Origin of the sequence: Rhodococcus sp. PvP016, from assembly GCF_017832185.1 — a bacterium.
Taxonomy (GTDB): Bacteria; Actinomycetota; Actinomycetes; order Mycobacteriales; family Mycobacteriaceae; genus Rhodococcoides.
The window spans coordinates 435,927-452,995 of the sequence record NZ_JAFIBH010000001.1 but is presented as its reverse complement, the minus strand read 5'-3'; the positions used below and the strand labels follow the sequence as shown (position 1 = coordinate 452,995).

The following is a 17,069-nucleotide window of genomic DNA, read 5'->3' as shown; positions in this document are numbered from 1 at the left end:
ACCGTGACGGCACTGGGCAACAGGCGGACCGCGCCCTGGCGGCCGGTGGACTCGTCGGCCTGCCCGCGTGCCGCGCTCACGGAAGCTCGGCCAGAACCGTCTCGGCTCCGATGGCGCGCTGCCCGACGATCACCGCCGTCCGCGACCCCTCCGGGAAGTAGGTGTCGACGCGCGAACCGAAGCGGATCAGTCCGTAGGTGTCGCCGATGGTGAGCGAGTCGCCCACCGACGTGGTGTTGACGATGCGGCGCGCGAGCAGTCCGGCGATCTGGACGACCGCTAGATCGTGACCCGACGGTGTGCGCAGATGCATGCTGGTGCGCTCGTTGACCTCGCTGGCGTCGGCGAGGTCGGCCGACAGGAACTGTCCGGCCTTGTGCACCACGGCCTCGACCGTGCCGGACACCGGGACACGCTGGACGTGGACGTCGAGCACGGACAGGAAGATGCTGACCCGCGGCAGCGGAGTGCTGCCGAGGTTCAGCTCGGCGGGCGGCACCGCGTGGTCCACCAGTGCGACCTCACCGTCGGCGGGAGCGACGACCACTCCGGCCCGATTCGGTGGGACGCGCGGAGGGTGACGGAAGAAGCCCGCCATGGCCCCGGCGGTGAGCAACGAGGCGGTGCGCACGACGCGGTGGCGGCGACCCAGTCCGGCGAGCGCCAGCGGCACCGCGACGAACGGGGTACCGGCGGGGTGCAGCGGCGGAATGCTGCGACGCACCAGGTCCACGATGTGTCCTGCTCCGGTCGGTTCAGGCGTACCAGGGGGGACAGGTCTGCGGGCCACGGGCTCCTCTTACGTCGATCGGGCGGACGGTCACGGCCCGAGGGGTGTGCGGACACGACTCGGGGCCCCTCACAGATTACGTGAGGGGCCCCGAGAGGCGGGGTCTGCGTCAGACGCGCGAACCGCGTCCCGTGACTGCCTTGACGATGAACAGCAGGATGATCGCGCCGACGAGGCACGTGACGAAGCTGAAGATGATGCCGCCGCCCTGGACGTCGACACCGAACGCACGGAGCAGGAATCCACCCAGCAGGCCGCCGATGATGCCGACGACGATGTTGAGGATGATGCCCTGCTGCGCATCCGTCTTCATGATCTTGCTGCCGATCCATCCGGCGAGTCCGCCGATGATGATCCAACCGATGATGCCCAGACCCAACATGATGGAACCTCTTTCAGATCAGCTTTGCTGCCCGTGGACCGGGCATGACTACTGACCTTCTGTACCCGGACCCGATACTCAGCAAACGTTAAGCCGATCGACGGCACATCACGATCCGGCCTCGACTCCGTGACGGCGGGCCTACTGCGGCGTGACCAGCAGAATCTGGTCAGTGTCGCCGTTGTCGGTCGTCACGAGCAGCGTTCCGTCCGGTTGTGCCGACACCGTGCGGATGCGGCCGTACTCGCTGAGGGCGGGAATCGTCGACTGCGCGTCCACCGTGGTGCCGTCGTCGGAGAGGTCGAGGAGCAGGACCTCCTGACCCTTCTGCACGCCGACGGCGAGCATGCCGTTCCACGCGCCCCAGGCATCACCGTCGAGGAAGCTGGCCGACGCGGTGGCGATGGTGCTCGGGCCCGAACTCCACACCGCGTTCCGGGCGCCGGGTACGCGCTCCGGATCGGTCATCGCGACGGACTCGTCGTAGCCGCCGCCGCGGTCCGGGCGGTACCCGTAGTTGCCGCCCGCCGCGAGGAGGTTCACCTCGTCGTCCCGCGACGTGCCCTGTTCGACGGAGAAGATCTGGTCGGTGCCGGGCCGAGCGGCCAGTCCCTGAACGTTGCGGTGGCCGAGCGTGAAGACGGGACTCGCCGGGTCGGGATTGCCTGCGGCGGGCGCACCCGTGGCGGCGTCGACCCGGAGAACCTTGCCGCCGAGCGACGTCGGGTCCTGCGGAACGGTGCCCTGAGCCGAGTCGCCGGTGCCGATGAACAGGGTGCCGTCGGCGTTCGCGAGAACGCGGCACCCGCCATGGCGTCCCGAGGTGACCGGGAACCCGGAGATGACGGTGCGCTCACGCGTGAGACTCGAGTAGTCGTCGGCCACGGTCCACGCGACCACGCCGATGGTGGGATCGTCGCCGCGGATCCCCTGGCACGAGTACAGGGTCCGATCCGTCTCGAACGTCGGGGACAGCGCGAGGCCCATCAGGCCGGTCTCGGAACCGACGAACAGATCGCCGAGGTCGGCGTCGATCGGAGTCGGCTCACCGCCGGGCCGGATCGCCGTGAAGCGGCCGGGGCGCTCGTCGAAGATCACGGTGCCGTCCGGCGCCCGGACCACGTCCCACGGGTGATCGAGCCCGGTGGCCAGTGAGGAGACGACGACGTTCGGAACGGCGCCCGCGGCGTCCGCGGACATCGGCGCCGGTGTCGCTGCCTGCGCTGTCGGCGATTCGGGGGTGCCGGCCGCGGGGGAGGCGTCGGACTCGGTCGTGGTCGAACACGCCGTCGTCGCCAGAGCGGCGGACAGGGCGAGGCCGGCGAGGGCGCGGGTCGTGCGGGCGCGAGGGGTCATCACTTCACGGTACGAGCAGAACTCTCGGCCGCGTCCTTGATCCTCGCCAGGGTGGACGCCATGCCCCGCTCGAGCTCGGCCTCGAAGTTGCGTGTGCCGCCCAACACCAGTCGCACCGCGGTGTCGGAGACCTTGGTGGTGCCGCCGGGTGCCTCGCGTCGCTCGGTCACGCGCGTGCCCGTCTCGGTCGGCTCCAGGAAGTAGGACCACACCGTGTGGTTCTCAGTGATGCGGAACGCGAGCAGACGCTCGGGCTCGAGCTGCACCACCCGCGACGTCGTGGGCCACACGAGAGGTCCGCGCCGATTGACGTTGAGAGTGCGGGTGCCCACGCGCAGCGGACCGAACACCTTCATCACCGCGCACTGGGGGCTCCACTCACCCATGCGCTTCAGGTCGGACACCACGGACCAGACCGCGCTCGGCGGTGCATCGATGTCGACGCTGACGGACAGGGGTGTGGCCATGGAGTTCTCCCGGTGTGTGCAAAAAGGCTGGATGTGTCGGCGTCAGGGTAGTAGGACGTCCACGACGTGCACCGCGACGTCCTCTGCCGTCAGAGTGGTGCCGAGCGTGGTGTTCACCGCGTCGGCCGTCCTCCCGGTCAGGGTCACCGCCAGCGCGGCCATGTCCTGGCCGTAGGTCACGGCGATGTCGAGGGACACTCCCGTGCATCGGCGGCCGTCGACCTCGAGATCGATGCCCTTGACCGCGCAGGGCAGTTCCGAGAGGGCGCGGGCAATCGACAGGAGAACCAGGTGATCGCCCACACGCAGCGAGTCGCCGTCGACGAAGCCCGGGTGCGACGCGTCCAGCGCGCGTGTCCGCCGAGCCGTCGCGCGGAGTGCGGTGAGGATCGCCGTGCTGGCCTCGACCCAGGACGGCACCTCCTCGTCGCGCAGTTCCTGTGCGGCGCGGCTGAGCACGGGATCGTCCGGCTCGTCCGCCGTGTCTAACGCCATGACGCCATCCTCTCGCTCAGAGTGCTTCGTGCGCGGGTGACCTGACCGCGCACCGCGGACGGCGACATGGACAGGATCTCCCCGATCTCGACATGAGTCATTCCCTCGACCTCGCGGAGCAACCAGCACGAGCGCTGCATCTGTGGCAGTGACCCGAGGGCCACGCGTAGTTCGGCGAGGAATCCGGATTCCGTCGCCCGCACCTCAGGATCGTCCGACACGTCGCTCACGGCGTCGTCGAACAGCCACTCCTCGTGCGGGCGGGGGATGCGGCGCCGCGTGGCGTCGATGGCCTTGTGTGCGGTGATGCCGAAAAGCCATGTGCGCAGCGCCGAGTCGGACCGGTAGTTGCCCAGGCTCTTCCAGGCCGCGACGAAGGCGTCTTGGACGACCTCTTCCGCGACGCCGTCGTCCCGCAGCATGTTGCGGGCATAGCGAAACATCGCGGGGCCGTGCGTGCGGACGATCTCCTCGAACGCGCCGCGGTCACCGATGACCGCAGCGTCGACGAGAGCCGCATCGCTGTCCACGGAGCAGATTCGAACCAGCGGGTGTGAAACGTCAGTGGTGTGGCATACATCACACTCGCATACGTTTTCCTCGGTCGGCCTCGACCTACTCCCGACACAACGAACCCGAAAGGATGACGTAGATGACGACAGCACAGGGATCCACCACGTCCGCCACCGCCACCGGCTCGAACGGTGCGCTGGACAAGAAGACCGACTCCACCGGTGCGCTGGTCGCGTCCGACGGCCGCACCACCATCGCGGACGTGGTCGTGTCCAAGATCGCCGGCATCGCCACCCGTGAGGTCCAGGGCGTGCACGACGTGGGCGGCGGCGCGACCCGCGCCATCGGCGCACTGCGTGAGCGCATCCCCGGTGCCCGGGTCAACCACTCACAGGGCGTGTCCGTGGAGGTCGGCGAGAGCCAGGCAGCCGTCGACATCGACATCGTGGCCGACTACGGCGTGTCCATCGCGGATCTTGCCGCGGGCATCCGTCGCAACGTCATCGACGCGGTCGAGCGGATGACCGGCCTGCAGGTCACCGAGGTCAACATCACCGTGCACGACGTCTTCCTCTTCGAAGAAGAAGACGAGCGCGACGACGCAGCACCCGCACGCGTTCGATGAGCCCCGCGGCACCGTCGGGCAGCGATCGCGCCGATCTCGTCGCGGACGCGGTCGTCGCGGTGGACGGAGTCGCCTCGTTGCACGGCGGGATGTTCGGCGAGATCGGCACCTACCTTCCCGGTAGGCGCGTCGCCGGCGTCGCGATCCGTGACGACGGGACCGAGATCCACATCGCCGTGACTCCGGACGCCGTCGTACGCGAGACGGCCGACGCGGTCCGCCGCGCCGTCCGTGCGGTGGTCGATACCCCGGTGCACGTCGTGGTCGAGGACGTGGCGTCGCCGTCGGACGGTGGCGCCGCCACAGGGTCTGCCGGACCGGAACCGACAGGGTCCTCCGAGCCGGGGTCGACCTCGGCTCCCGGGGGTACTCTCCGCCCGTGACCCAGCCTCCTCCGCCGCACGCCGACCCCGCCTACCGCGAGGCCCGGCGTGCGGCGGCGAGAGCGCACCACCCCGACGCCGGGGGCGACGCCGAGTCGCTCATCCGCGCGCTGCGCGACATCGACGCGAAATTTTCCCGCGGGGCCGTCGCGACGCAGGTGGTCGTCGGCGTCTCCCGACGACGGCTCGCCGTTCGCCGACTGTCCCGGGTCCGTCGACTGCTGCCCACCCGGCGCACCTACGTCGACCTGCCCACGAGCTCGGCCGACCGGCCACCCAGACACACGGACCCAGGTTCCCCCTCCCGGGCGAACTGACCGCTCTCCACGATCGGAGCACCATGACTTCCTCGACCATCGGCCTTCTCGCCGGCCTTCTTCTGGCAATCGCTGCCGCAGCCGGCGGATTCACCGGATTCCTCGTCGCTCTCGTCCTGGGTGCGATCGGGTTCGCCGTCGGCGCGTACCGCGACGGAAACTTCGACCCCGAGGCACTCCTGCGAGGTCGCGGCCGTGGCTGACACCGCCCCGAGCGACACGGCGGACGCAGCGGGCACCGTCTCGAAGGACCCGTCCGATCGGCCCGACCCATCCGACAGGCCCGACCCCGGGGCGGTCGACCCCGCGCAGCGTGGGTCGCTCACGGTGCTCGATCGCGCAGTCGAATCCATCGCCGACGCCTCCCTCGGGCGCACCGACGGTGTCGTCACCTCCGGCGGCAGCTTCGGCCGCAAGCCGTCCCGTGTGAAGGTGACGAAGCAGGACGACCGGGTACGCGCCGCCGTCGACGTGACCGTGGCGTGGCCGCGCTCGGCGGCATCGGTCGCCGACGATCTCCGCCGCGACATCGCACGCGGTATGACCGACTCGGGCCTGCGCACGGATTCGGTGGACGTGCACGTCGGCGATTTCGGTTCCGTGTCCTCGTCCGCCGCGCCGGCGGCGGGCGCGGCCCCGGCACCGACCACCCGTCCGCTCGCGGCTCCGGCCGCGACCCCGATCGCGATCGTGGTGTCGCTGCTGCTCCTCGCCGGGGCGGGCGTGCTGATCCGCGACGCGCTGGTCGGTTTCTCCGTCATCAGCGGCCGGGAGTGGACGGCGAGTGCACTCGACTGGATCGACGGACTCACCCCGCTGTCCTGGATGTTCCCCGCGGGCATCGCCGTCGCGGTCGTCGGAGTTCTGGTCGTCCTGGCCTCGCTCAAGTGGCGCGCACGTCGGTACCGGTCCAGTGGGATCGCGGAGGACGTGTGGGTGCACAAGGCTGACCTGGCCAAGGTGACCGAGCCGGAACCCACGGCCGCCGCCGCACCCGAGACCACGGCCACCCCGACTGTCGCAGGAGGCGAGAAATGAAGCGGACCACGGTGTTCTTCGACCGCCTCGGTGTCCTGATCGTCGGACTCGCGCTCGTGGCCGTCGGCGGTGGCGCCGCACTGTGGCAGCGCGATCGACTCCCGTTCGAACTCACCGAGGTCGACGCCTCGGTGGTGACCGACGCGCAGAACCAGCAGTGGTGGCCGTGGGCTCTCCTCGGCGCAGGGGTGCTGATCGCCCTGCTCGTGCTGTTCTCGCTGGTGCGCAGGCTGCCGTCCTCGGCGGGGCGCACTCTGTCGCTGCCGATCACCGGCGATCCCGACGGTCGCGTGACCGTCGATCTGCGATCGGTCGCGCACAAGGCGGCCGACACCGCCCGCGAGGTCGACGGCGTGAAGTCGGCGCGTGCGCGTCTGCGTCACGAACGGTCCGACGGTGGACGTGTCCCGGTGATCACCGTGGTGGTGCGTGCCGAGGAGTCCGCATCGCTGCGCACCGTGGCGGAGAAGTTGACGGGCGTGCGCAGCGCGGTCGCGTCGGTCGTCGGCGACGGCGCCGTCGGCGTCCGGGTGTTGCTCTCGGCCTGATCCTCGCGGCTCAGAGCGCGAGTGCGGTGGCCACGACGGCCAGTCCTGCCGGGACGATCTGCACGAGCGCGCCCTTCATCATCCGACGGTCGGTGCCGAGCAGAACGCTGCCGGCGCCGACCATCGATCCCGCGGACACGAAGACCAGGACGGCGCCGACGGTGTGATTCCCTGCCACCAGGTTCACCGCGCCGACCGCGGCACCCACCGCGAGGAACAGGTTGTAGAAACCCTGGTTGAAGGCCCACCGCTCGACGACGTCGACGTGGGAGTCCTCTCGCACGCCGAAGACGTGACGGCCCTTGGTGCGGAACACCAGGGACTCCAGAACGAAGATGTACACGTGGAGCGCGGCGGCGAGAGCGGCCAGAACAGCAGCGACGGCGGTCATGCCGGTCAGTATGTACTGCACCTGCCACCCGGCACGCGATCAGCACCTGTTGTGTTTTCTCACGAAGTTGTCACAGGAGCCCCGGGACTCTCTTCCGGCGCGTACGCTTCGGCCCACGGACGAGAAGGTGTATCGCTACACGATCCCGTTTCGTTACACACAGATTCGGCGTCGTGTCGACGCCCCTCGTGTCGGGGAGAACCACATGCACGACCTTCTGGCGCACCGCTCACATGCGGTCAACACCGGCCACACCGAGATGATCCGCGCGGTCTTCTGCGACGAGTTCGAGATCGGCGTGGACCAGGACGTCCTGACCACCATCTCGCACGGCGACATCGGGCAGTGGGTGTCCGATCTGCGGTTCACCGGCCTGTTCCTGCCGGGTGAGATCGAGGCCATCGAGTGTCAGTGGAACACCGACCCCGCAGGTCTGGTGGCCGCGCTCATGGGCGGCATCGACGAGGTCGGGCGGCGCCGCTCGGCGCACCAGGCTCCGCAGGTCGACGTGGTCGCGCAGCGCTTCGTCGGCTGACCCGACTCGCCGGGCCGCGCGTCCGTCAGCGGTTCTTCGGGGGCCTGTTCGTCTGCGCCCGGCGCGCTTCTTCCTTCTCCTTCACGCGAATCGCCTCGCGCTGCACCTCCGCGTAGTTCTCGCGTTCGGCCTTCAGCCAGTCCGGTTCCTCGGCGGACAGCGCGTCGATCTCGGCCTGCGTCATCGAGTCGGACACGTCGTTGCGCGCCAGTGCGGTGTTGGTGACGCCGAGTTTGCGAGCGACGACGTCGCGGGGGAACGGCCCCGCCGTCCACAGATCGCTCAACCACTGCGGCGGGTTCTGGCGCAGAGCCTCGAGGTCGCCTCGCGTGATGGGCTGGGAGCGGAACTCCTCCGGCGCCGCCGGGAGGAAGATCCCGAGCTTGGCAGCAGCCGTCAGGGGCTTCATCGTCTGGGCGTTCAGGTCCTGGCTCACCGCGCCAGCGTAGCGCCCGCACGGGGTGTGCCGAGGACTACGCTGTCCCGGTGAACGATGCGACCCTCCTGCGCTGGTACATCGAGGTCGCCGAGACGCTCGCGTTCGGGCGGGCGGCGAAGGCACTGAACATCTCCCGGCTCCGCCTGAGTGCTGCGGTCAGGGAGCTCCAGGACGAGGTCGGCGAACCGCTGTTCGTTCCGGGCGACGGGCCGACCGAACTCACGGATGCCGGACGGGCCCTGCTGGACCGGGCACGCGACGTCGTGGCCGAGGACGATCGCCGCCGCGCCGAGGAGGCCGCGGCCGCGCCCGCTCGGCCGACGCTGCGGGTCGGTTTCGTTCCGGGAGTGACGGTCACGAAATGGACCCGTATCTGGGCGGATCGCCATCCCGGCACCGACCTGCAGACGGTCGTCGTCGAGGAGTCGGACCAGCTCGTCGCGCTGCGGACGGGTGTGGTCGACATGTGCTTCGTGCGGGAGCCCGCCGAGCGTGAGGGGCTGCACTGCGTGCCGCTGTACTCCGAGGTCGCCGTCGTGGTGGTGCCCAAGGACCATCCGGCCGCGGCCTACGACGCCGTCACGCTCGGCGATCTCGAGGGCGAGTCGCTGCAGGACGGCACCGACCGGTCCGAGGCGACGCTGCCGACGACGCTCGAGATGGTGGCCGCAGGTGTCGGCCCGGTGCTCGTGCCGCACTCGTTGGCTCGTCTGCACAGTCGCAAGGACCTGCTGTACCGGCCCGTCACCGATGCGGACCCCACCCGGATCTTCCTGGCCTGGCCCACATCGGTCGCCGCACCCGAGGAGGGAACACTCGACCTGCCGCAGGAGTTCCTGGGGGTGGTGCGCGGACGGGCCGCGCACAGTTCGCGTACCGAGTCCGAACGCGGGACACCGCCGAGGAAGAAGAAGGCAGCTGCTCCGCGACCGGCCGCCAAGCGAAGTCAGGCGCCCCGCCGACGACGCTGACATACTGTCGCCGTCGTGACGAGTGGAAAGGCGGGTTCGTGAGCGACCCAGCTCCCCGAAGTTCTGCCGGCGCGAGCAAGCCGGCCATCCTCACCGTGGACGACGATCCCGGGGTGTCCCGCGCCGTCGCCCGCGATCTGCGGCGCAAGTACGGCGAGAAGTACCGCATCATCCGGGCGGAGTCCGGGGAGTCCGCCCTGGGGGCGTTGCGAGAGATCGCGTTGCGCGGTGACCAGGTCGCGGTGCTGCTCGCGGACTACCGCATGCCGTCCATGAGCGGTCTCGAGTTCCTCGAGCAGGCCATGGACATCTTCCCGTTCGCGCGGCGCGTGCTCCTCACGGCATACGCGGACACCGATGCCGCGATCGAGGCGATCAATGTCGTCGACCTGGACTACTACCTGCTCAAGCCGTGGGACCCGCCGGAGGAGAAGCTGTACCCGGTGGTGGACACGCTGCTCGACGCGTGGCACGCCGCGGACATCCGGCCCATTCTGGAGACGAAGATCATCGCTGGTCGGTGGGCGTCTCGATCGTCGGAGATGCGCGAATTCCTCGCCCGTAACAGGCTTCCGTACCGGTGGTTCCTCGCGGACGAACCCGAGGGAGCGCGTCTGCTGGCGGCGGCGGGCCACGACGATCGCACCCTGCCGGTGGTGGTGTGCGCCGACGGATCGTGTCTGCTCGACCCCACCGACACCGAGTTGGCCGAGTACTTCGGTCTGGGCACCACGCCGGCGGAGGACTTCTACGACCTCGTCGTCGTGGGCGGTGGGCCCGCCGGCCTGGGCGCGGCCGTCTACGGCGCGTCCGAAGGTCTCCGGACGGTCCTCGTCGAGCGCACCGCGACGGGTGGGCAGGCGGGCCAGAGCTCGCGCATCGAGAACTACCTGGGATTTCCCGACGGAGTCTCCGGGGCACAGTTGGCCGAACGTGCGCGTCGGCAGGCGGAGAAGTTCGGCGCCGAGCTGATCACCACCCGTGAGGTCGCCGGCCTCGAAGTGGACGGACCTGCGCGCCTCGTCCGGTTGACCGACGGCAGTGCGATCGCCGCGCACTCGATCATCCTGGCCACGGGAGTCTCGTATCGCCGGCATCCCGCGGCGGGTGTCGACGACTTCGCGGGTCGCGGCGTGTTCTACGGGTCCGCGGTGACCGAAGCGGTCGGGTGCACGGGACAGGACGTCTACATCGTCGGCGGTGCCAACTCGGCAGGGCAGGCCGCGATGTATCTGTCGAAGTGGGCGAAGTCCGTCACCATCGTCGTGCGCGCGGAGTCGCTCGAGGCGTCGATGTCGTACTACCTCGTGCAGCAGATCGAGAATAACCCTGTCATCTCCGTCCGCCCCTGCACCGAGGTGACCGCCGCGCACGGCGACGGCCACCTCGAACAGATCACCCTGCGCGACAGGGTCTCCGGCGCCGAGGAGACCGTCGACACCGGCTACCTCTTCCTCTTCATCGGGGCGGCGCCGCGAACCGAGTGGCTGGACGGTGTGGTGGTGCGCGACCGCCACGGCTTCGTCGTCTCGGGCCAGGACCTCACGGTCGACGGGGCCCGCCCGCCGGGGTGGTCGGTCGACCGCGCACCGCACCACCTCGAGACCAGCGTGCCCGGCATCTTCGCGGCGGGCGACGTGCGCGCGGACTCCGCCAAGCGCGTCGCGTCGGCCGTCGGTGAGGGTGCGATGGCCGTCATGCTCGTCCACCCTTATCTCGCCCAACCCTGACCACCGCACACGTCCCGGGAGCTGGATCATCATGGCCGAACTCGACTGCAGCACAGAGGAACTGAAGACGCTGTTTCTCTTCGAGTCGCTCGCAGACGAGCAGCTCGAGCAACTGTGCGCCAACGGGCACGTGGAGATGATCGAAGCCGGTCCCGTGTTCGCCGAGGGCGACGACGCCACGTGCTTCTACGTGCTCCTCGACGGTGAGCTGGTGCTGACCAAGATGTCGGGTGGCGAGAAGATCGAGGTGAATCGCACGTCGTCGCGGGGCGTCTACGCGGGTGCGTGGCAGGCATACCTCGGGGACCGCGCCCCGCAGAAGTACATGTCGGGCATGGACGTGACGCGTCCGTCCCGCTTCTTCGTGCTCGATGCAGAGCGGTTCGGGAACCTGGTACGCGAGTGGTTTCCCATGGCGGTCCACATGCTCGAAGGACTGTTCTTCGGACAGCAGAGCAGCAAGCAGGTCATCGACCAGCGGGAACGGTTGCTGGCGCTGGGGTCCCTGTCGGCCGGTCTGACGCACGAGCTGAACAACCCGGCCGCCGCGGCGGTCCGCGCGACGGCGGCGCTGCGGGACCGGGTGTCGCACATGCGGCGCAAACTCGGCGTCATCGCCTCGGGCGTCTACGACACCGACTCCCTGACGGGTCTGATCCGGCTGCAGGACGAGGCCGCCGAATTGGTGGGCAAGGCGCCGGAGCTCACTCCCATGGAGGCCTCCGACCGGGAGGACGCGTTGGGGGAGTGGTTCGAGGATCACGGCATCACCGACGGGTGGGACCTCGCCCCGACGTTCGTGCAGGCCGGTATCGAGGCCGACTGGCTCGAGCGTGTCGCCGCGGACACGGGGGCGGAGCTTCTCGAGAGCACGATCCGCTGGCTGAACTACACCATCGAGACCGAACTGCTCATGAACGAGATCTCCGACTCCACCACCAGGGTGTCGACGCTGGTCAACGCCGCGAAGCAGTATTCGCAGATGGATCGTGCGCCGTTCCAGAAGGTGGATCTGCGGGTCCTCCTCAAGAGCACCCTGGTGATGCTCGGCCGCAAGATCGGCGACGACATCACGGTGGTCAAGGACTTCGACCCGGCACTGCCTCCCGTCGCGGCGTACGCCGCGGAGCTCAACCAGGTGTGGACCAACCTCATCGACAACGCGGTGCAGGCCATGGACGGTCACGGAACACTCACCCTGCGCACCGCGCGGGAGAACGACACGGCTCTGATCGAGATCGGGGACACCGGCCCGGGGGTGCCCGAGGCGATCCGGTCCCGCATCTTCGAACCGTTCTTCACCACCAAGCCGGTGGGTGAGGGCACCGGACTGGGTCTCGACATCTCGTGGCGGATCGTGGTGAAGAAGCACGGCGGCGACCTCCGGTTGCTGTCGGAGCCGGGAGACACCCGGTTTCAGGTGCGGATACCGATCGACGGCCCGGCCGGGGCGCCGATGCCGACCGCAGAGGAGGAAGTCGGATGAGCACGAACGGAATCGACACCGCGGTACCGCCCAGTGGTGCGGGCTGCGTGGAGTGCGACGCCACCGACGGGTGGTGGGTGCATCTGCGTCGGTGCGCTCAGTGCGGCCACGTCGGATGCTGTGACTCCTCACCGTCGCAGCACGCGAGTGCCCACGCCGTGACCAGCGGTCATCCCGTCGTGCAGTCGTTCGAACCCGGCGAGACGTGGTTCTGGAACTACGTCACCGAGGAGGGCTTCGACGGGCCCGAACTCGCTGCGCCGCATCACCATCCGATGGACCAGACGGTACCCGGACCGTCGTCTCGGGTCCCCTGGGACTGGCAGCGCCACGTCCGCTGAACCCAACATCGAATCGTTATGGAGTTACCCGCCGGTAGGGACGAGCGGGCGGTAAGGTCTGCGGTGCATTGCACGATGCATTCTCTCGCACAGCCTCAGGAGCCGTCCGTGTCGTTCATCCCCACCCCGTCCTTCTTCTCCAACGCTACGCGCTCGGATCGAAGTTCCTCTCGTGCAACGCGACTCGGCGCATCCGTCGCTGTCGGCGCCACCATCGCCGCAGGGGCGATCCTCGGTACCGGGGTGGCGTCCGCGGCCCCGGTCACCTGCGTGTCCCCGCCCGCGGCCAACGACATCCAGGTGAGCGACACGGCCAGCTGCGGAGCCAAGGCCACCGGCGCAGGCGTCGCCACGTCGTCGGCGTCCGAGAGTGGCACCGCGGTGAGCGTCGCCGACGGCGGGCGCTCGACGTCGAACGCCACCGGCTTCGGCACCGCGCTGAGTGCCGTTCTGGGAGCGGGTACCTCGTACTCGTACTCCCTCGGTGGCGGCATCTCGCAGTCCTTCGCCACGAACGGTGCCACCTCGGTCGCCATCGCCGGCTACGGCGGCGGCGCCACGGCCAGCACGGTCACGGGTGTGAACTGCGCCGGTCTCAACTCCTTCGCTCTCGACCTCTCGACCGGGCGGTCCTGCATCGCCGGTCTGTAACCGTCGTGAACGCCACCGTGCTGGCGGTGCTCTGCGCCGTCGGTCGGCTGGGACCCATCACCACGCTGGTCCGCGAGCCTCTGTGGTGGATCGGCACTGTCGTCGGTATGGGCGGCTACGGACTGCAGGCGGCGGCGCTGGGGCCGGCCGAGAACGTCGAACCCGCCCATCCTGCCCCGAACCCGTAGCGGCACTAGGCTCGTCGCATGAGTCCGATCGGTGGGGTGCTGTTCGATATCGACGGTGTGCTCATGACCAGTTGGCGTCCCGTACCCGGGGCCGCGGAGACGGTGAGCACGCTGCGCAGCAACGACGTGGCGTGCGCGTTCCTGACCAACACGACGTCGAAGACACGGGAGCAGATCTCCGAGGCGCTCACCGACGCGGGCATCGAGGTGCACGCCGACGAGATCGTCACCGCGGCCACTCTCACCGCTGACCACCTGCGCACGCGGTACCCCGGAGCGCGGTGCGTCCTCCTCAACAGCGGTAGGATCGCCGACGATCTGCCCGGTGTGGAGTGGGTCGACAGCGATCCGGACGTGGTGGTGCTCGGCGGCGCCGGCGAGCAGTTCACCCACGAGGCGCTCAGCCGGGTCTACGACTGGATGTGCCAGGGCGTGCCCGTCGTCGCGATGCACCGCAGCCTCATGTGGACCACGGCCGAGGGGCTGCGCATCGACACGGGCATGTATCTGACGGGCATGGAATCGGCGTCCGGCCGCACGGCGACGGCCGTCGGCAAGCCGGCGCCGCTCGGCTTCCAGACGTCGGCGGAACGCATGGGCGTCGATCCCGACCTCGTGGTGATGGTCGGGGACGATCTCGACAACGACGTGCTCGCCGCCCAGGTCGTCGGCATGCGCGGCATGTTGGTCCGCACGGGCAAGTTCCGACAGGAACGCCTCGACCGGCACGCGCGCGACCAGTACGCGATGCAACCGGCGTTCGTCGTCGACTCCGTCGCGGACCTGCCGACGGTGCTGGAGATCGGTCGGTAGTGGTCCTGCGGCCGGGATCCGAGTTCGCGGGGTTCCGCGTCGAGAGACTGCTCGGTCACGGCGGCACCGCCGAGGTGTATCTCGCCAGACGTGGATCGGCACCGCCGGAGACCCTGAAGATCCTGCGTGCGGACGCTCCGCGAGACGCGTTCGAGACCGAGGTGCGGATCGGCTCGCTGCTGCAGCACCCGAACATCGTCGCGGCGCACGATCACGGCGAGTTCCACGGTCGACCGTGGATGTCGATGCGCCACGTCGACGGATACAGCGCCGCCCGTCTCGTCGCCCGCGGACAGATACCGCTGGACGTTCACCGGGCCGCTCGCATCGTCGACGGCGTGGCGAGCGCACTCGATCACGCGCACGGCCTCGGCATCGTGCACCGGGACGTCAAGCCCGCCAACGTCCTGCTCTCGACCGACACGGACGACCGGGAACAGATCCTGCTGTCGGACTGGGGAATCGCCCGGCTGACGAACTCGCCGACACCGCTGGTGTCGGACGACGGGACGGTGCTGACGTCGATCGGCTACGCGGCACCCGAGTTGCTGCGCGGCGACACGCTCACCGCCCGCACCGACATCTACGCGCTCGGTGCCACCCTCGTCGAACTGCTCACGGGACGGCCGCCGTTCCCGCTCGCGACTCCGTTCGCCGTCATGGACGCCCAGCTGAGGCGGACCCCGCCGTCCGTCAGCTCGCGTCGGGCCGACCTGCCGACCCGCCTCGACGCCGTCGTGCAGCGTGCGATGGCCAAGGAGCCGGCGGACCGGTTCGGGTCGTGCCACGACCTGAGCGTGGCGGTGGCGCGGGCCCTGCGGGACCACACGCCACCCGAGCCCGACCGGCCTCCGGCCTTCCCGCTACCCGAGCCCGGTCGGCGCTGGTACCGACGTCGCTAGTTGCTCGGCGCCTCGGGATCCGTCGGCCGGTTCGCGACGACGGGGTAATTGCCCGTGTAGCCCATCCGTTCCTCGGCGACGCTGAGGACGCGGGCCCGGACGAGGAACCAGCCGCCGATGAGCATCGGCACGATGACGACGAGTGTGGCGACGGTCCACGTCCCGATCGGCGCGTCGAGCGCCATGAGGACCAGCACCGCGGCGAGGAACGCGAGCGTCGCGTAACTCGTGTACGGCGCCCCGAAGAGCCGGAACGACGGCCGTTCGAGGATGCCCTTGCGGCTCCACCGGTAGAGCTGCAGCTGGCAGAGCACGATGGTCGCCCACGAGGCGATGATGCCCAGGGCCGACATGTTGAGCACGATCTCGAACGCCTCGCCGGGCTTGAACGCGTTGAGCGCGACGCCGAGGAGGGTCAGGGCGCCGGTGAGCAGGATGCCGCCGAACGGAACGCCGTTCTTGCTCATCTTGGCGGTGAACGACGGTGCGCTGCCGTTCATGGCCATCGACCGCAGGATCCGGCCCGTGGAGTACAGGCCGGCGTTGAGGCTGGACAGCGCCGCGGTGACCACGACGATGTTCATGATGGTGCCGGCGCCCTCGATGCCGATGCGGGAGAAGAACGTGACGAAGGGGCTCTCGCCCGACTTGTACGTCGTGTACGGCAGCAGCAATGCCAACAGGACGAGCGAACCCACATAGAACAGTGCGATGCGGACGATGACGGAGTTGATGGCCCGCGGCATCACCTTCGCCGGGTTCTCGGTCTCGCCGGCCGCGGTCCCGACCAGCTCGACGGCCGCGTAGGCGAAGACGACACCCGACGTGACGATGACCAGCGGCCACGCCCCGGTGGGGAAGAGGCCGCCGTTGCCCGAGATGACACCGAAACCGGTCGACTGGCCGTCGACGTCGAAACGACCGGCGAGGAAGACGGTGCCGACGACCAGGAAGGTCACCAGCGCTGCGACCTTGATCATGGCGGCCCAGAACTCCATCTCGCCGAACCACTTCACCGACACGAGGTTCACGGCGAGCACGATGGCCAGCGCGATCAGGGCGATGGTCCACTGCGGGATGCCCTTGAAGGCGCCCCAGTAGTGCATGTACGTCGCGACGGCCGTGACGTCGACGATCGCCGTCATCGCCCAGTTGAGGAAGTACATCCACCCGGCTGCGTAGGCGGCCTTCTCGCCGTAGAACTCACGGGCGTAGGAGACGAACGATCCGGATGACGGGCGGTGGAGCACCAGCTCGCCCAGCGCTCGGAGGATGAAGAAGACGAAGACGCCGCAGACGGCGTAGATGATGAACAGGCCCGGGCCCGCGGACTCGAGGCGGCCGCCCGCGCCGAGGAACAGGCCGGTGCCGATCGCGCCGCCGATGGCGATCATCTGCAGTTGCCGAGGTTTCAGGCCCTTGTCGTAGCCCTCCTCCTCGTGTGCCATCGCCGAGTTGTCGTAACCGGTGTCGACTGCATCGGACACGATGTGGTCCTTTCGTCCGCAGGGGTGGGCGGGTGGATATGTCCGATTCGCGTGGATTCTGTTGTGGCAGGCGACAACTGGTCGCGTCACACATTCTTCTCACGCGTGAGTCGGTCGTCGTTCCGGCACGTGAACACCGTGTGAATCACGACCGTTCGACGACGACCTTGCACTCGACCACCTCGACTGCTAGAAATCTGGTTGGCACTCGCGTACTGTGA

At 69.1% G+C, this 17,069-nt stretch carries 24 protein-coding genes; 15 read left to right on the top strand and 9 right to left on the bottom strand.

Features of this window, described 5'->3' with window-relative positions; translation table 11 throughout:
* Window positions 1–76 precede the first annotated feature (76 nt).
* From JOE30_RS02010 to JOE30_RS01985, 6 genes are all read right to left on the bottom strand, one after another.
* A complete protein-coding gene (locus JOE30_RS02010; protein WP_204869176.1) occupies window positions 77–790 on the bottom strand; it encodes a phosphatidylserine decarboxylase in 714 nt (237 codons plus the stop codon).
* 109 nt (window positions 791–899) lie between these two features.
* Window positions 900–1,172 (bottom strand): GlsB/YeaQ/YmgE family stress response membrane protein, encoded by a 273-nt coding sequence (locus tag JOE30_RS02005; RefSeq protein WP_056073977.1) that lies wholly within the window; start codon window positions 1,170–1,172, stop codon window positions 900–902.
* 141 nt (window positions 1,173–1,313) lie between these two features.
* Complete coding sequence (locus tag JOE30_RS02000) at window positions 1,314–2,528, bottom strand: sorbosone dehydrogenase family protein (RefSeq protein WP_204869175.1); 1,215 nt, start codon at window positions 2,526–2,528, stop codon at window positions 1,314–1,316.
* Window positions 2,528–2,995 carry an SRPBCC family protein gene (locus JOE30_RS01995; RefSeq protein WP_204869174.1) on the bottom strand — a complete coding sequence of 156 codons (468 nt, stop codon included), beginning with the start codon at window positions 2,993–2,995 and terminating at the stop codon, window positions 2,528–2,530. The genes JOE30_RS02000 and JOE30_RS01995 overlap by 1 nt, the downstream gene beginning before the upstream one ends.
* A 42-nt stretch (window positions 2,996–3,037) precedes the next feature.
* Window positions 3,038–3,490 (bottom strand): hypothetical protein, encoded by a 453-nt coding sequence (locus JOE30_RS01990; protein ID WP_204869173.1) that lies wholly within the window; start codon window positions 3,488–3,490, stop codon window positions 3,038–3,040.
* Window positions 3,481–4,020, bottom strand: a complete 540-nt coding sequence (locus JOE30_RS01985; RefSeq protein ID WP_307806028.1) for an RNA polymerase sigma factor — start codon at window positions 4,018–4,020, stop codon at window positions 3,481–3,483. The genes JOE30_RS01990 and JOE30_RS01985 overlap by 10 nt, the downstream gene beginning before the upstream one ends.
* Before the next feature lie 122 nt (window positions 4,021–4,142).
* Here JOE30_RS01985 and JOE30_RS01980 point away from each other — a divergent pair, with 122 nt between their 5' ends.
* Genes JOE30_RS01980 through JOE30_RS01955 form a run of 6 tightly spaced genes read left to right on the top strand, consistent with a single transcriptional unit; the run spans window position 4,143 to window position 6,914 of the window.
* A complete protein-coding gene (locus JOE30_RS01980; protein ID WP_204869172.1) occupies window positions 4,143–4,628 on the top strand; it encodes an Asp23/Gls24 family envelope stress response protein in 486 nt (161 codons plus the stop codon).
* Window positions 4,625–5,011 carry a hypothetical protein gene (locus JOE30_RS01975; RefSeq protein ID WP_239532460.1) on the top strand — a complete coding sequence of 129 codons (387 nt, stop codon included), beginning with the start codon at window positions 4,625–4,627 and terminating at the stop codon, window positions 5,009–5,011. Before JOE30_RS01980 ends, JOE30_RS01975 begins: the two co-directional genes overlap by 4 nt.
* A complete protein-coding gene (locus tag JOE30_RS01970) occupies window positions 5,008–5,328 on the top strand; it encodes a hypothetical protein (RefSeq protein WP_204869171.1) in 321 nt (106 codons plus the stop codon). Before JOE30_RS01975 ends, JOE30_RS01970 begins: the two co-directional genes overlap by 4 nt.
* A gap of 23 nt (window positions 5,329–5,351) precedes the next feature.
* Window positions 5,352–5,531 (top strand): DUF2273 domain-containing protein, encoded by a 180-nt coding sequence (locus JOE30_RS01965; RefSeq protein ID WP_204869170.1) that lies wholly within the window; start codon window positions 5,352–5,354, stop codon window positions 5,529–5,531.
* Complete coding sequence (locus JOE30_RS01960) at window positions 5,524–6,366, top strand: Asp23/Gls24 family envelope stress response protein (protein WP_204869169.1); 843 nt, start codon at window positions 5,524–5,526, stop codon at window positions 6,364–6,366. Before JOE30_RS01965 ends, JOE30_RS01960 begins: the two co-directional genes overlap by 8 nt.
* A complete protein-coding gene (locus JOE30_RS01955) occupies window positions 6,363–6,914 on the top strand; it encodes a hypothetical protein (RefSeq protein ID WP_204869168.1) in 552 nt (183 codons plus the stop codon). The genes JOE30_RS01960 and JOE30_RS01955 overlap by 4 nt, the downstream gene beginning before the upstream one ends.
* A gap of 10 nt (window positions 6,915–6,924) precedes the next feature.
* Here JOE30_RS01955 and JOE30_RS01950 read toward each other — a convergent pair whose 3' ends face one another.
* On the bottom strand, window positions 6,925–7,305 hold the full coding sequence (locus JOE30_RS01950; RefSeq protein ID WP_204869167.1) for a DUF1304 domain-containing protein: 381 nt from the start codon (window positions 7,303–7,305) through the stop codon (window positions 6,925–6,927).
* Window positions 7,306–7,510: 205 nt separating this feature from the next.
* Here JOE30_RS01950 and JOE30_RS01945 point away from each other — a divergent pair, with 205 nt between their 5' ends.
* A complete protein-coding gene (locus tag JOE30_RS01945) occupies window positions 7,511–7,840 on the top strand; it encodes a hypothetical protein (RefSeq protein WP_204869166.1) in 330 nt (109 codons plus the stop codon).
* A 25-nt stretch (window positions 7,841–7,865) separates the two neighbouring features.
* On the opposite strand, the gene JOE30_RS01940 is transcribed toward JOE30_RS01945, so the two are convergent.
* On the bottom strand, window positions 7,866–8,276 hold the full coding sequence (locus tag JOE30_RS01940; protein ID WP_307806027.1) for a DUF5997 family protein: 411 nt from the start codon (window positions 8,274–8,276) through the stop codon (window positions 7,866–7,868).
* 50 nt (window positions 8,277–8,326) lie between these two features.
* Here JOE30_RS01940 and JOE30_RS01935 point away from each other — a divergent pair, with 50 nt between their 5' ends.
* The 8 genes from JOE30_RS01935 (at window position 8,327) to JOE30_RS01900 (ending at window position 15,361) form a co-directional block, all read left to right on the top strand.
* Window positions 8,327–9,250, top strand: coding sequence for a LysR family transcriptional regulator (locus tag JOE30_RS01935; RefSeq protein WP_204869165.1), 924 nt, complete (start codon window positions 8,327–8,329; stop codon window positions 9,248–9,250).
* A 38-nt stretch (window positions 9,251–9,288) separates the two neighbouring features.
* Complete coding sequence (locus JOE30_RS01930; RefSeq protein WP_204869164.1) at window positions 9,289–10,980, top strand: FAD-dependent oxidoreductase; 1,692 nt, start codon at window positions 9,289–9,291, stop codon at window positions 10,978–10,980.
* Between the two features lie 31 nt (window positions 10,981–11,011).
* Window positions 11,012–12,466: an ATP-binding protein gene (locus tag JOE30_RS01925; protein WP_204869163.1), complete on the top strand. Its 1,455-nt coding sequence runs from the start codon at window positions 11,012–11,014 to the stop codon at window positions 12,464–12,466.
* Window positions 12,463–12,807 (top strand): UBP-type zinc finger domain-containing protein, encoded by a 345-nt coding sequence (locus JOE30_RS01920; RefSeq protein WP_204869162.1) that lies wholly within the window; start codon window positions 12,463–12,465, stop codon window positions 12,805–12,807. The genes JOE30_RS01925 and JOE30_RS01920 overlap by 4 nt, the downstream gene beginning before the upstream one ends.
* 117 nt (window positions 12,808–12,924) lie before the next feature.
* Window positions 12,925–13,458: a DUF6764 family protein gene (locus JOE30_RS01915; protein WP_371831736.1), complete on the top strand. Its 534-nt coding sequence runs from the start codon at window positions 12,925–12,927 to the stop codon at window positions 13,456–13,458.
* Between the two features lie 5 nt (window positions 13,459–13,463).
* Window positions 13,464–13,646, top strand: coding sequence for a hypothetical protein (locus JOE30_RS01910; protein ID WP_204870861.1), 183 nt, complete (start codon window positions 13,464–13,466; stop codon window positions 13,644–13,646).
* An 18-nt stretch (window positions 13,647–13,664) separates the two neighbouring features.
* Complete coding sequence (locus JOE30_RS01905; RefSeq protein ID WP_204869160.1) at window positions 13,665–14,459, top strand: HAD-IIA family hydrolase; 795 nt, start codon at window positions 13,665–13,667, stop codon at window positions 14,457–14,459.
* Window positions 14,459–15,361 carry a serine/threonine-protein kinase gene (locus tag JOE30_RS01900; RefSeq protein ID WP_204869159.1) on the top strand — a complete coding sequence of 301 codons (903 nt, stop codon included), beginning with the start codon at window positions 14,459–14,461 and terminating at the stop codon, window positions 15,359–15,361. Before JOE30_RS01905 ends, JOE30_RS01900 begins: the two co-directional genes overlap by 1 nt.
* On the opposite strand, the gene JOE30_RS01895 is transcribed toward JOE30_RS01900, so the two are convergent.
* On the bottom strand, window positions 15,358–16,848 hold the full coding sequence (locus tag JOE30_RS01895; protein ID WP_371831696.1) for an amino acid permease: 1,491 nt from the start codon (window positions 16,846–16,848) through the stop codon (window positions 15,358–15,360). The genes JOE30_RS01900 and JOE30_RS01895 overlap by 4 nt on opposite strands.
* Between the last annotated feature and the right edge of the window lie 221 nt (window positions 16,849–17,069).

What these genes read in the sequence shown, in the direction of transcription:
- JOE30_RS01965 (WP_204869170.1), top strand. Translation starts at nt 5,352, where the DNA reads ATGACTTCCTCGACCATCGGCCTTCTCGCCGGCCTTCTTCTGGCAATC.
- JOE30_RS02005 (WP_056073977.1), bottom strand. Translation starts at nt 1,172, where the DNA reads ATGTTGGGTCTGGGCATCATCGGTTGGATCATCATCGGCGGACTCGCC.
- JOE30_RS01955 (WP_204869168.1), top strand. Translation starts at nt 6,363, where the DNA reads ATGAAGCGGACCACGGTGTTCTTCGACCGCCTCGGTGTCCTGATCGTC.
- JOE30_RS01995 (WP_204869174.1), bottom strand. Translation starts at nt 2,995, where the DNA reads ATGGCCACACCCCTGTCCGTCAGCGTCGACATCGATGCACCGCCGAGC.
- JOE30_RS01945 (WP_204869166.1), top strand. Translation starts at nt 7,511, where the DNA reads ATGCACGACCTTCTGGCGCACCGCTCACATGCGGTCAACACCGGCCAC.
- JOE30_RS01990 (WP_204869173.1), bottom strand. Translation starts at nt 3,490, where the DNA reads ATGGCGTTAGACACGGCGGACGAGCCGGACGATCCCGTGCTCAGCCGC.
- JOE30_RS01925 (WP_204869163.1), top strand. Translation starts at nt 11,012, where the DNA reads ATGGCCGAACTCGACTGCAGCACAGAGGAACTGAAGACGCTGTTTCTC.
- JOE30_RS01975 (WP_239532460.1), top strand. Translation starts at nt 4,625, where the DNA reads ATGAGCCCCGCGGCACCGTCGGGCAGCGATCGCGCCGATCTCGTCGCG.
- JOE30_RS01905 (WP_204869160.1), top strand. Translation starts at nt 13,665, where the DNA reads ATGAGTCCGATCGGTGGGGTGCTGTTCGATATCGACGGTGTGCTCATG.
- JOE30_RS02000 (WP_204869175.1), bottom strand. Translation starts at nt 2,528, where the DNA reads ATGACCCCTCGCGCCCGCACGACCCGCGCCCTCGCCGGCCTCGCCCTG.
- JOE30_RS01980 (WP_204869172.1), top strand. Translation starts at nt 4,143, where the DNA reads ATGACGACAGCACAGGGATCCACCACGTCCGCCACCGCCACCGGCTCG.
- JOE30_RS01920 (WP_204869162.1), top strand. Translation starts at nt 12,463, where the DNA reads ATGAGCACGAACGGAATCGACACCGCGGTACCGCCCAGTGGTGCGGGC.
- JOE30_RS01950 (WP_204869167.1), bottom strand. Translation starts at nt 7,305, where the DNA reads ATGACCGCCGTCGCTGCTGTTCTGGCCGCTCTCGCCGCCGCGCTCCAC.